At 69.2% G+C, this 12,155-nt stretch carries 11 protein-coding genes and 3 tRNA genes; 12 read left to right on the top strand and 2 right to left on the bottom strand.

Annotated features, from left to right (window positions below; genetic code table 11):
- The 7 genes from hemC to ABDW59_RS06350 form a co-directional block, all read left to right on the top strand.
- On the top strand, positions 1-822 hold an 822-nt coding region (hemC, locus tag ABDW59_RS06320; RefSeq protein ID WP_343628691.1), incomplete at its 5' end, for a hydroxymethylbilane synthase.
- Positions 822-1,664: a uroporphyrinogen-III synthase gene (locus ABDW59_RS06325; protein ID WP_343628693.1), complete on the top strand. Its 843-nt coding sequence runs from the start codon at positions 822-824 to the stop codon at positions 1,662-1,664. The genes hemC and ABDW59_RS06325, both read left to right, overlap by 1 nt.
- Positions 1,661-2,845 (top strand): uroporphyrinogen-III C-methyltransferase, encoded by a 1,185-nt coding sequence (locus tag ABDW59_RS06330; protein ID WP_343628695.1) that lies wholly within the window; start codon positions 1,661-1,663, stop codon positions 2,843-2,845. The genes ABDW59_RS06325 and ABDW59_RS06330 overlap by 4 nt, the downstream gene beginning before the upstream one ends.
- Before the next feature lie 10 nt (positions 2,846-2,855).
- Positions 2,856-4,103 carry a heme biosynthesis HemY N-terminal domain-containing protein gene (locus ABDW59_RS06335; RefSeq protein WP_343628696.1) on the top strand — a complete coding sequence of 416 codons (1,248 nt, stop codon included), beginning with the start codon at positions 2,856-2,858 and terminating at the stop codon, positions 4,101-4,103.
- 72 nt (positions 4,104-4,175) lie between these two features.
- Positions 4,176-4,252: transfer RNA gene (locus ABDW59_RS06340), tRNA-Arg, on the top strand.
- A 119-nt stretch (positions 4,253-4,371) separates the two neighbouring features.
- A tRNA-Arg gene (locus ABDW59_RS06345) sits at positions 4,372-4,448 on the top strand.
- A gap of 68 nt (positions 4,449-4,516) precedes the next feature.
- A tRNA-Arg gene (locus tag ABDW59_RS06350) sits at positions 4,517-4,593 on the top strand.
- A gap of 161 nt (positions 4,594-4,754) precedes the next feature.
- Here ABDW59_RS06350 and ABDW59_RS06355 read toward each other — a convergent pair.
- On the bottom strand, positions 4,755-5,852 hold the full coding sequence (locus ABDW59_RS06355) for a CaiB/BaiF CoA-transferase family protein (protein WP_343628697.1): 1,098 nt from the start codon (positions 5,850-5,852) through the stop codon (positions 4,755-4,757).
- A 232-nt stretch (positions 5,853-6,084) separates the two neighbouring features.
- On the opposite strand from ABDW59_RS06355, the gene ABDW59_RS06360 reads away from it, so the two are divergent.
- Both ABDW59_RS06360 and greB read left to right on the top strand, forming a co-directional pair.
- Entirely contained in the window at positions 6,085-6,852 is a 768-nt protein-coding gene (locus ABDW59_RS06360) for a hypothetical protein (protein WP_343628699.1), read from the top strand.
- Positions 6,853-6,921: 69 nt separating this feature from the next.
- The gene (greB, locus tag ABDW59_RS06365) at positions 6,922-7,488 is read left to right on the top strand and encodes a transcription elongation factor GreB (protein ID WP_343628701.1); all 567 of its coding nucleotides are present in this window, start codon (positions 6,922-6,924) and stop codon (positions 7,486-7,488) included.
- Positions 7,489-7,530: 42 nt separating this feature from the next.
- Here greB and ABDW59_RS06370 read toward each other — a convergent pair whose 3' ends face one another.
- The gene (locus ABDW59_RS06370) at positions 7,531-9,795 is read right to left on the bottom strand and encodes a bifunctional (p)ppGpp synthetase/guanosine-3',5'-bis(diphosphate) 3'-pyrophosphohydrolase (RefSeq protein WP_343628702.1); all 2,265 of its coding nucleotides are present in this window, start codon (positions 9,793-9,795) and stop codon (positions 7,531-7,533) included.
- 269 nt (positions 9,796-10,064) lie between these two features.
- Here ABDW59_RS06370 and ABDW59_RS06375 point away from each other — a divergent pair, with 269 nt between their 5' ends.
- The 3 genes from ABDW59_RS06375 (at position 10,065) to ABDW59_RS06385 (ending at position 12,155) form a co-directional block, all read left to right on the top strand.
- Positions 10,065-10,529 (top strand): hypothetical protein, encoded by a 465-nt coding sequence (locus ABDW59_RS06375; RefSeq protein ID WP_343628703.1) that lies wholly within the window; start codon positions 10,065-10,067, stop codon positions 10,527-10,529.
- Positions 10,530-10,697: 168 nt separating this feature from the next.
- Positions 10,698-10,952, top strand: a complete 255-nt coding sequence (locus ABDW59_RS06380) for a hypothetical protein (protein WP_343628704.1) — start codon at positions 10,698-10,700, stop codon at positions 10,950-10,952.
- 117 nt (positions 10,953-11,069) lie between these two features.
- Entirely contained in the window at positions 11,070-12,155 is a 1,086-nt protein-coding gene (locus ABDW59_RS06385) for a histidine kinase (RefSeq protein WP_343628705.1), read from the top strand.

A 12,155-nucleotide genomic window follows, 5' to 3' on the forward strand; every position in this document is an offset into this window, starting at 1 on the left:
GGCATGACCACGCGCGGCGACCAGATCCTGGACCGGACGCTGTCCAAGGTCGGCGGCAAGGGCCTGTTCGTCAAGGAGCTGGAGACGGCGCTGGAAGACGGCCGCGCGCAGCTCGCGGTGCATTCGCTCAAGGACGTGCCGATGGAGCTGCCCGAAGGCTTCGTGCTGGCCGCCGTGCTGGAGCGCGAGGACCCGCGCGATGCGCTGGTGTCGCCGCGCTACGAGAGCCTGGACGCGCTGCCGCGGGGCGCGCGCGTCGGGACTTCCAGCCTGCGCCGGGTGACGCAGCTCAAGAGCCGCCGCCCGGATCTGGTCGTGGAGCCGCTGCGGGGGAATCTGGACACGCGGTTGCGCAAGCTCGACGAGGGTCAGCATGACGCGATCGTGCTCGCCGCCGCGGGCCTGAAGCGCCTGAATCTGGCAGACCGCATCCGCCAGTATTTCGACGTGGACGCGATGATTCCCTGCGCCGGACAAGGCGCGTTGGGCATCGAGATCCGCGCTGGAAACGCCGCGCTGGCTGCGCATCTGGAAGCGCTGGCGCATCGGCCTACTTGGCTGGCGACCGCCGCTGAGCGGGCGGTGTCGCGCGCGCTGGGCGGGAGTTGCTCGATGCCGCTGGCCGCCCATGCGCAATGGACGGCGGACGGGCAGCTCGTGCTGGCCGCCGCGCTGGGCCACCCGATTCACCCCGAGCGCGCCTTGCTGCGCGCGACTGAGCAGGCCGCCATCGTCGATCTCGACGCTGCCGAGGCCCTTGGCCGCCAAGCCGCCGACGCGCTGCGCGCGCAGGGCGCCGACGACTACCTGAAGGACGTCTGATGCCGGACGACGTCCGCCTGCTGCTGACCCGTCCCGAGGCCCAGGCCGACGACTGGTCGCGACGGATGGCGGCGCTGGGCGTGGCGACCGTCTCGCTGCCGCTGATCGACATCGCCGCCACGGACGACCCGCTGCCGGCGCGCCAGGCCTGGTCCGAGCTGGGCGCCACCGATCTGGCGATGTTCGTCAGCCCCAACGCGGTCCGCCATTTCTTCGATCAGCGTCCGCACGCAGCGTCCTGGCCCGCGCGAACGTGGGCCGCGACCGTTGGTCCGGGCAGCGCGCAGGCCTTGCTGGCGCTGGGCGTCCCAGCTGAGCGCATCGTGCAGCCGCCGCCGGGTTCGGAGAGCCTGGATTCGGAACACCTGTGGCCGGAGCTGCGCCGGGTCTTCGCCTGCGCCTGGGGCGGGGAGGGCGACGCCTGGACCGGGCGCCGGGCGCTGCTCGTGCGGGGCGACGGAGGCCGCGAGTGGCTGGGCGATCGCCTGCGCGAGTGCGGCCTGCGGGTCGACGCCGTCAGCGTCTACCGGCGTGCCTGCCCACGTCTGGATGCGACGACCCGCCTACTGCTGCGCGAGGCGCTTGCCCAGCCCGCGTCGCACGTGTGGCTGTTCAGCAGTTCGGAGGCGATCGGCCACCTGGAGGCGCTCGAACAAGGGGCGCGCGGGGGCGCCTCGCCCCCCGACTGGGGGGCGGTGCGAGCCGTGGCGACGCATGAGCGGATCGCGGCGCGAGCACAAGCCCTGGGAGTGGGGCATGTGGTTTTGGTGCGACCCGAGGCCGCCGCCGTCGCCGACGCGTTCCGGATGCTGTCAGGGTCCACCCTAGAATCGCGCACGTGAGCGAGACCACCACCCCAGTCGGCGACGCTGCGTCGCCCAACAAATCCTCTCCGCCCCCGTCGCCGCCGCGCCCGGGCGCCACGCTGACCCAGGCCGGCGTGTTCGTCGTCGGTCTGGTGGCCCTGCTGGGCCTGGGCCTGGCCTGGCAGAGCCAGCAACGGCTCAAGCAGGTCGAACAGGAACTGGTCCGGCGCCAGGACACCAGCCAGACCGAAGCCAACCTGGCGCGCGAGCAGGCCCGCATCGCGCAGGACCTGAGCCGCGACACCGCGGCCAAGGTCGCGCTGCTGGACGCGCGTCTGGCCGAGGTCTCGGTGCAGCGCGATCAGCTCGAATCGCTGATGCAGTCGGTGAGCCGGTCGCGGGACGAGAACGTCGTCGGCGACATCGAGGCCTCGCTGCGCGTGGCGATGCAGCAGGGCGTGATCACCGGCAGCGCCGAGCCGCTGGTGGCCGCGCTGCATCAGGCTGAAGACCGGCTCGGCCGCTACAAGCAGCCGCGGCTGGACGGCGTGCGCCGCGCGGTGTCGCGCGACCTGGAACGGGTCAAGGCAGTCAGCGTGGTTGACGTGTCGACGCTGACGGTCAAGCTCGACGAGGTCGTGCGCCAGATCGACGATCTGCCGCTGCTCGCCGTCGCCCAACCGGGCCGCGATCCGGTGACCTCTCAACCGAACCGGGCGGAAGCCGGCGCCGCGTCGACGCCTCGTGCGGCGGCGCACGCGCGCAAGGCGTCCGGCGTGAGCGCGGGCGCCGGCGCTTCGGGTGTCGCGGGAGGCGACGCAGACGCGGGCTGGTGGTCGCGTGTCTGGGACCAGGCCGGCGAGCGCTGGACCACGCTGTCGGGCGAGGTCTGGCGCGAGGCCCGCGGCCTGCTGCGCGTGACCCGCATCGATCACCCCGAAGCCGCGCTGATGGCGCCCGAGCAGGCCTTCTTCCTGCGCGAGAACCTCAAGCTGCGCTTGCTGAACGCGCGTCTGGCGCTGCTGAGCCGCCAGTTCGACACCGCGCAGGTGGACCTGCGCGAGGCGCAGGCGATGCTGGACCGCTACTTTGACGGGCGCTCGCGCAAGCTGTCGACCACGGTCGAGCTGCTGCGCCAGGTGCAAGGCCAGTCGCGACAGGTGGTCGTGCCGCGTCCCGAAGACACGCTGACCGCGCTGAACGCGGTCGCACGCTGAGGGGATCGCCATGCGGATGGTGATCTGGCTGGTGCTGCTGTTCGTCGCGGCGGTCGTCGCGGCGCTGACCCTGGGCAACAACGACGGTCTCGCCAGCTTCTACTGGCGCGGCTGGCGCATGGACCTGTCGCTCAATCTCTTCCTGCTGCTGCTGGTGGCGGGCTGCTTCGCGCTGATGACGCTGATGCAGACGCTGGACGCGCTGCTGACGCTGCCCAAGCGGGCGCGTCTGTGGCGCATGGCGCAGCGCGAGCGCAGCGCCCAGATCGCGCTGCGTGAAGCCTGGGCCGAGTACTTCGGCGCGCGCTACAGCCGCGCGCAGAAGGCGGCGCAACGCGCGCTGGCTATCCAGTCGCAGACGCCCGATCTGGCGCAGGACGGCGCGTTCATGGCGCTGGCGCATCTGGTCGCCGCGCAGAGCGCCCATCGATTGCAGGACCGGCGCAATCGCGACGAGCACCTGCGGCAGGCGCTGCAAGTGGCGGCGGAATCGCCGGGCGCGCGGGCTCAGGAAGAGGGCGCTCGGCTGCTCGCCGCCGAATGGGCGCTCGACGAGCGCGATGCGCCGCGGGCGCTGGGCCTGCTGGGCGAGCTCAGCCCCGGCGTGGCGCGCCGCACCCAATCGCTGCGTCTGAAGCTGCAGGCCAGCCGGCTGGCGCATCAGCCGCTGGAGGCGCTGCGCACCGCGCGGCTGCTGGCCAAGCATCAAGGCTTCTCGAAGGCGGCGGCCCAGGGGCTGCTTCGATCGCTGGCCTGCGAGGCGCTGGAGTCGTCGCGCGACATCGACCAACTGCGCGGCGCCTGGCAACAGCTGGATGCGTCCGATCGCCGCGACGTATTCGTGGCGGCGCGGGCGGCCCATTGCGCGGCCGCGCTGGGCGCGCCGGAGGACGGCCGCGGCTGGCTGCGACCGTTCTGGGAATCGATCGCGGAGCAGGGCGCCGACGAGCGCCAGGCGCTGGCCGAGGCGCTGGTCCCCTGCATGCCGGGCCTGGGCCCGGAATGGCTGCAGCGGCTGGAGGGTGCGGTCCAGCGCTTCCCGCGCGACGGCACCATGGCTTATGCGCTGGGCCACGCGCTGGCGGAACGCCAACTCTGGGGCAAGGCGCGGCTGATGCTGGAGCAGGCGGCCGAAGACCGGGCGCTGGGTGTGGCGTCGCGCCGCCGCAGCTGGCTGCGATTGGCCGAGCTGGCCGAGCAGGACGGCGACATGGAGCGCCGCGGCCGCTGCTTCGAAGCCGCGGCAACTCTCGGCTGAAGGATTTTTGAAGAGAATCTCGCGAGACTCTTGCGTACTCTGAAAAACGCGTGCTATAGTCGCAGTCTTTCAGCGGCTGTAGCTCAGTTGGATAGAGTACTTGGCTACGAACCAAGGGGTCGTGGGTTCGAATCCTGCCAGCCGCGCCAGAAAAACGATGGATATTTCCGACACCGACAGGTCAAGAGATATTCAGCGGAAAAAGAAGAAGTAAGAACAAAAAGCAGAGTCCATTTCCACGACGGTGGCTCTGATCAGTAAAAGTCGCGCGGCTGTAGCTCAGTTGGATAGAGTACTTGGCTACGAACCAAGGGGTCGTGGGTTCGAATCCTGCCAGCCGCACCAAATAAAGGCCAGTGTTGAAAGACGCTGGCCTTTTTCTTCCGCGACGATGGACTGATCATAATAATTTTGCGGCTGTAGCTCAGTTGGATAGAGTACTTGGCTACGAACCAAGGGGTCGTGGGTTCGAATCCTGCCAGCCGCACCAAATCAAAGGCCAGTGTTTAACGACACTGGCCTTTTTCTTTGCGCCTCATGCTTTGAAGCCCCCTTTGAAACCTCTTTGAAGCGGCGGGATTCTCCTTCGCCCGATGATCCTTGAATCCTCGAGAGCAGGGTATCCGGCGAGGCCGTCAAATCAGTATCCAATCACTTGGGGCGAATATCGCTCGCGGCAGCGCTGGGAAGGGCGGGAGGGCCAGCCGGTGACGCGGGCGTGCGCGACAGCTTCGGCGCCGGCATCGCCCAGGCAACGCCGTCCCGCATGAAGAAGTTGCGCCGCGCCTGGTGCTGCGGATGGTGCGGCGCCTCGGCCGGTGTCAGCACCGGCGCCACGCAGGCGTCGCTGCCCTCGAAGACGGCGACCCACTCGGCCAACGGGCGCTCGCGAATGCGAGTTTCGACCACTGCCCGCAGCGCAGGCCACTGCGCCGGATCGTCCTGCGGTGGGACGGGCGTGATGCCCAGCCGCGCCATGAGCTCCGCATGGAATTGGGGTTCGATCGCGCCCAGCGAGAGCCAGCGCCCGTCCGCGCACTCGAAGCAGTCGTAATAGGGCGACTGGTGCAGAAAGAAGTTGCGCGCGGGATCGTCCGTCCAGAGCCCGTCAGCGCGCAGCGCCTGGATCAGCGATCCCATGTAGCCGACGCCGTCGATGATGGCCGCGTCGATGACCTGACCGCGGCCGGAGCGGCGTGATTCCCACAGCGCGCACATCAATCCGAAGAGCATCGTGAGCGCGCCGCCGCCGATGTCGCCCAGCAAGGTCGCGGGCAGCGCAGGGCCGACGCCGGTGCGGGCCGCGGCGGGCATCAGGCCGGTGAGGGCGACGTAGTTGATGTCGTGGCCGGCGGTTCGGGCGAGCGGGCCGGTCTGGCCCCAGCCGGTGAGCCGCGCGTAGACCAATTTTGGATGCGCCGCGCACAACGTGTCGGGTCCCAGCCCCAGGCGCTCCATCACGCCAGGGCGGAAGCCCTCGATCAGCGCATCGGCGCCGGCGACGAGTTCGCTGATCCGCGCCAGTCCGGCCGGCGACTTGAGGTCCGCCTCGACGACGTACTTGCCCCGGTTGAGCGCCGATCCCCCGCCGAGCCGTGTCTCGCCGCCGGGGCGCTCGACCACGGTGACCTCGGCGCCGAAGTCGGACAGCACCATCCCCGCGAAGGGCGCCGGGCCGATGCCGGCGAACTCGACGATTCGCAATCCGGCCAGCGGTCCGCCGTGGCGGGTCTCCCTGTCTGCGTCCATGCCCTCGTCCCTTGTGGAGGCGCGCTCAGAGCGCGATCGGACCACGATAGCGCGCGCCGTGTCGACTGCATCACAGGGTGATCCTCCCCATGCGAACGGTCGGTGCCGCTGGATGAACCAGCGGATGCGAGCGCCGCACTTGCCACCGCGTGCGAACTTGCAGCCGGGCGCCTCGCCCCTTTATCGCTGCGTTCGCATCCCCGAATACGGACTTCTTCAGAGGAATCAACACATGTATTGCTATCGATCGGACTTCCACCCGTGGGCTCCGTTCTCCTTCTTCATGACGAACGGATTCGACGCCACCCAAGGCGCGTCCTGGGGCAGTTCTGGCGGCGGTATGGGGCAGATGGGATTGCCTTGGTGGCTGGCCGGCGCGCTCATGCGGCTTGGCGCAGCCGGATTGGGCTGTGGCTGGGGCTGGCCCCAGTGGCGCGGCGACGGTGCGCATCGGCACTGCGGCCACAGCGTGACGCCGCCCATCCAGAACGGAGCTGCTTGCTGCCCGGCGCCGGCGCCGGCTCCGACTCCTTTGCCTGTGCCCGCTCCGGCCGCGGTCCCGGCTCCTCTGCCCGCTCCCGCGCCAATCATCAATGCGCCGCGCGAGGGGGCTTGGAATGCTGACAAGGGCGGTTACATCGTCGGCCAGAGCGGTCAGCTCCAGATCGACACGCTGGCACCACATTACCCTTCGAAATCCGAGGACTACCAGATCCAGTATCGGAGCGCGGGTGGCAGCTGGACCGACCTGGGGACTGCGAACACACTGCACGGCAAGAGCGTCACCGTCAAAGCCGATCCGGGCTCCAAGCTCGAGTTCCGAATCAATGCCTATGGCGAGTGGCAGCAGGCCGGTACGACGATGAACACGAGTGGTCGGGACATGGCCAAGGTCACGAAGGATGGCGAGGGCTACAAGATGGGCTTCGAGAACTACAAGACGGGTACCGACTATGAGGATCTCTTCCTCAAGCTGAGCGACCCCAAGCAACCACGCTGAAAGGGTTCCCCAGTCCGAGGGCCGGCACCGAAAGGCGCCGGCCCTTGTCGTTTTCGTCACAATGCCCGGATGAGCAAGGCCTTCACGAAAGAATCCGACGCCGCCGGCGATGACGACGACGACAGCCCCTCGCTGCCCGCATTGCCCAAGGGTTCGCGCAACTACATGACGCCGCAGGGTTACGCCCGGCTACGCGCCGAGTTCATGACCCTGCTCGACGACGAACGCCCCAAGATCGTCGAGATCGTCTCCTGGGCCGCCAAGAACGGCGACCGGTCCGAGAACGGCGACTACCTCTACGGGAAGAAGCGGCTGCGTGAGATCGACCGCCGCCTGCGCTTCCTGACCAAGCGCCTGGACATCGCCGAGGTCGTCGACCCCAGCGCCCATCACGGCAGCGACCAGATCTTCTTCGGCGCCACCGTGACCTACGCCAACGGCAAGGGGGAGGAGCGCACCATCACCATCAAGGGCATCGACGAGTCCGACAGCCTGTCGGGCGAGGTGAGCTGGGTGTCGCCGATCGCGCGCACGCTGCTCAAGGCGCGGGAGGGGGATGAGCTGCAGCTCGTGACGCCGGTCGGCGTCGAGCTCATCGAAGTTCTCGAGGTGTCCTACCCGAAGCCGACCGCCTGAGGGCCGGTCGCCACGGCACCGACCGCGCAGGGCCGGGGGGGTTCAGGGCTTCACCCGCCAGACCCGCATCACCGCGCTCGAGCGCTTGAGCGTGCGCAGCGTGTCCGCCAGATGCAGGCGATCGCGCACCGCCAGCAGCAGCGACATTTCGGCCGTCTCGCGCTGCTGCGAGTCGTCGCTCATCGCGATGTGGGTGATGTCCGCCTCGGCGCTGCTGACCGCCATCGCGATCTGCGCCAGCACGCCCTTGCCGTTGCGCATCAGCACGTTGATCTCGGCCTCGAAGCTGCGGGTCAGCTCCTCGGCCCAGCCGACCGCGATCCAATGCTCGCTGTCGCGCTGGAACAGCCGCCGGCCCACCGAGCATTCCGCCGTGTGGACCACCAGGCCCTCGCCGCGGCCCAGATAGCCCTTGATGTCGTCGCCCGGAATCGGCCGGCAGCAGGTGGCCAGCCGCACCGAGGCGCCTTCGCTGCCGTCCAGCAAGACCTGACCCTGGGACGGGGCGTCGTCGGTCGCGAACCGGCCCATCGTCAGCAGCACCGCGTCGGGCCGCTGGCCTTGCTCGGACAGCGTGCGCGCCAGCTTCTTGGCGACGATGCTGGCGATCTTGCGGCCCAGGCCGATCTCCACCAGCAACTCGTCGACATTGCGATTGCCTGCCCAGCGGGCCAGGTCCTGCCACAGCGCGGCGGCGGCGGCGTCGTCCTCGCTCAGGCTGGGAAGCGCCAGACCCTCGGCGCGCAGCGCCTGAGCCAGCATCTTGTGGCCGAGCTCCTGCGATTCCTCCTGCTCCAGGTTCTTCAGGAAGTGCCGGATCTTGGAGCGCGCCCGGCCGGTGCGCACGAAGCTCAGCCAGGCCGGATTGGGCCGCGCGCCGGCGGCGGTGACGATCTCGATCACATCGCCGCTGCGCAGCTCGGTGCGCAGCGGGACGGGCTCGCCGTTGACCTTGGCCGCCACGCAATGGTCGCCCACGTCCGAGTGGATCGCGTAGGCGAAGTCCACCGGCGTCGCGCCCTTGGGCAGCGCCATGATCTTGGACTTCGGTGTGAACACGTAGACCGCGTCCGGGAACAGGTCGATCTTGACGTGCTCCAGGAACTCCGTCGCATCGCGGGTCTCATCCTGGATGTCCAGCAGGGACTGCAGCCAGCGCGAGCCCAGTTGCTGCGCGCCCTTGGCGTCGCTCTTGCTCTTGTAGAGCCAGTGCGCCGCCACGCCCTTCTCCGCGACCATGTGCATAGCCTCGGTCCGCATCTGGAACTCCACCGGCGTGCCCAGCGGGCTGACCAGCGTCGTGTGCAGCGACTGGTAGCCATTGGGCTTGGGAATCGCGATGTAGTCCTTGAAGCGGCCCGGCTGCGGCTTGTAGATCTGGTGCAGCACGCCCAGCGACCAATAGCACTGCGGCAGATCCTGCACGATCACCCGGAAGCCGAAGATGTCGCTGACTTGGGCGAAGCTCAGGTGCTTCTCGCGCATCTTCTTGTAGATGCTGAACAGTGTCTTCTCGCGGCCCTGGATCTCCACGCGCAGGTTGGCCTCGGCGAAGGCCTTCTGCACGTCGCGCTCGATACGCGAGACCAGATCGCGCCGATGGCCGCGTGCCTTGGTCACCGCCTTGGCCAGCGCGCCGTGGCGCCAGGGATGGATGTACTGGAACGAGAGCTCCTGCAGCTCGCGATAGATCTCGTTCAGGCCGAGGCGGTGCGCGATCGGGGCGTAGATGTCCAGGGTCTCGCGGGCGATGCGGCGGCGCTTGTCGAAGGCCATGTGCTGCATCGTGCGCATGTTGTGCAGCCGGTCCGCCAGCTTGATGAGGATGACGCGCACGTCGCGCGCCATCGCCAGCAGCATCTTGCGGAAACTCTCCGCCTGCGATTCCTCCCGGGTCGAGAACTGCAGCTTGTCCAGCTTGGTCAGCCCGTCCACCAGCTCCGCGGTCGGCGCCTCGAAGCGCTCGATCAGCTCGGTCTTGGTGACGCCGCAATCCTCCATCGCGTCGTGCATCAGCGCGGCCATGATGGCCTGCGCGTCCAGGCGCCAGTCGGCGCACAGGCCGGCCACGGCGATGGGGTGGGTGATGTAGGGTTCGCCGCTGGCGCGGAACTGGCCCAGATGGGCCTCGTCGGCAAACTTGTAGGCTTCGCGGATGCGCTTGACGTCGGCCTTGGGCAGGTAATGCAGCCGGCTGACGAGCGCGTCGAAGGACGAGGCCTCGGCGGCGGTGTCGGGCACGGCCTTGGGGCCGGTCAGCCCTGTCAGGCCCGGAATGTGTGCGGTGGCGAAGGAGCGGAGACCCATCGCTCGAATTTAACCGAAGGCGGAAGGGGTTTCTCCGGCGTGGCTTCTGGCCGGCGCGAGCGGTCGATTGCCGCACCGTCGCGGTGCCGGCGGCTTCAAACCTAGGGTTTATCCCGATCAAGAAAGTGCGGGAGCCGCTCAAGTCGCCCTAAAGTCTCAAGGATTCGGGTCGAAAAGACAGACATGCCCCGAAAGGCTTCTGGTCCGGCCATTGCCCGGGCCCGGTATCCGCTGGCCGGAATCCGCGGAAACCTCGTGGGAGGCTCGCCATGATTGCTGCCCTGAACAACACAACGACAGTGAACGGTCCCGGTGCGACCACCGGGCAGACGACGCGCGTGCGTGAAAACGACGGCCTGGACACCGCCGAGGCGTCCGCCGTGGTGAGCGTGTCCGCGCAAGCCGTCAGCCTGGCCGCCGCGAGCAATTCAGCGGCGACGACCACGGCCGGCGGCGTCGCCCCTGCGAGCACCATGACCAACGCCTCCACCACCGAAGGCCCGGTGGCCGCCGCCGCGTCCACCACGACGACCGAGCAGCCGCTCACGCTGGTTCCCAATCTGATCTACGCCAAGGCCGACTCGGACCAGAACGGCGTCGTCTCGCCCGCCGAGCGCCGCGCCTACGACATCGTCCACCCCGAGCTGGGCGCCCGAGCGGCCGAGACGCCCCCCCGCCGCGTCGTCGAGGCCGAGTTGCGCGAGTACACCAGCATCGCCAACACCCGCAGCTGAGACCGCCCTGCGCCCAAACCTCCCCCATGGGAGGGCAGGGGATGCCCGGACCCCCATTGGAGGGCCCCCCTTGGTCGGCTACCCATCGTTGTCATCGCCGCGCACAGTTCGACTCCGCCGCCCCCGCAAAGGGGCTTCCTCGCACGCCGAGGTCCACAGGAGTCATCCATGCATTTCGCCGAAATCGATACCGGGGACTACCGCATCTACGCCGGCGCCATCGAGCGTCCGCGCCAGTTCGGCTACGTGGCGGCGGTGGTGGTGGTCCGGATGGACGCGTCCTTGTCGATGAACAAGCGCGAGGCCTTCCGCGACGAGAACCTGGCCGGCGGCTACGGCTGGGCGACCCCGGCCGAGGCGCTGCGCTTCGCCCTCAACGCAGGCAAGGAAGCGGTGATGTGCCGCATCGGCATGTATGCCTGAGCGCGCCCTCGGGCCGAGGCGCCCGTTCCCCGTCGCTCAAGGGGCCCATTCCGTGCTTCGTCGCCTCAGGCCCAGCGCCCGCTTGGACGGCGGCGGCGCGACCGCTATCGTGCGGGCATGTCGACCCCCGTCCCCGCCGGCACGCCGGCGCCGCAAGCCTGGCATGGCTTCGTCTCGTCCCTGACGCCGCAGCGCGTGCTGCTCGCGCTGGCGATGGCCACCGTGGCCGCGCTGGTGCTCGCCCCCATCTTCATCACTCCCTTCCCGGTCCTGCTGGGCCGCACGCTCTTCGTCGGCATGCTGGCGCTGCTGGCCTTCTCGGCCGCCGGCCAATGGCCGCGCCGACTGCCGCGCTGGTGGGCGCGCTGGCTGTTCCAGGTCGTGGTGGTCGCCGCGGCCGTGCCGGTGGCGACGCTGGCGGTCTATCTGGTCGCGGTGGGCGGGGACTTCGCCAGCCTGGTCGAGTCCGAAGCCCGCGTGATGGGCTTCTTCTGGATCGCCGGAGCCGGCCTGGTCGTGGGGCCGCTGCTGGCGATGGGTGCGCTGTATCGGCAGCGCGATACCGAGGCCCGCAATCAGGCGCTGAGCTTCGAGCTGGAGCGCAGCGAGCTCGAGCGCCAGGCGCTGGATGCCCGGCTGCGGCTGCTGCAGGCGCAGGTCGAGCCGCATTTCCTGTTCAACACGCTGGCCAATGTGCGGGCGCTGGTGGAGACCGGCTCGCCGCAGGCGGCGCCGGTGCTGCGCAGCCTGATCGCCTATCTGCGCGCCGCCATGCCGCGGCTGCAGGGCGAGAGCACGCGGCTGGCCGACGAGGCCGCGCTGGTGCGCGCCTATCTGGAACTGATGCACCTGCGCATGCCGGACCGGCTGGAATACAGCGTCGATCTGCCGCCGGAGCTGGACATCGTGCGCTTTCCGCCGATGGCGCTGCTGACGCTGGTCGAGAACGCGGTGCGCCACGGCATCGATCCGGGCGAGGAGGGCGGCCGCATCGAGGTCGGCGGCGCGCTGGAGCCCGGCGGCCGGGTCCGGCTGTGGGTCAGCGACACCGGCGTCGGCATGACCCAGAGCATGGGCTCCGGCACCGGCCTGCGCAATCTGCGCGAGCGGCTCACGCTGTTCTACGGCCTGAGCGCGGCGCTGGAGCTCACCGAGAATCACCCGCACGGTCTGCGCGCCGAGCTGCGTTTCACGCCGCAATGA

Source organism: Roseateles sp. (genome assembly GCF_039595295.1).
GTDB lineage: Bacteria > Pseudomonadota > Gammaproteobacteria > Burkholderiales > Burkholderiaceae_C > Roseateles.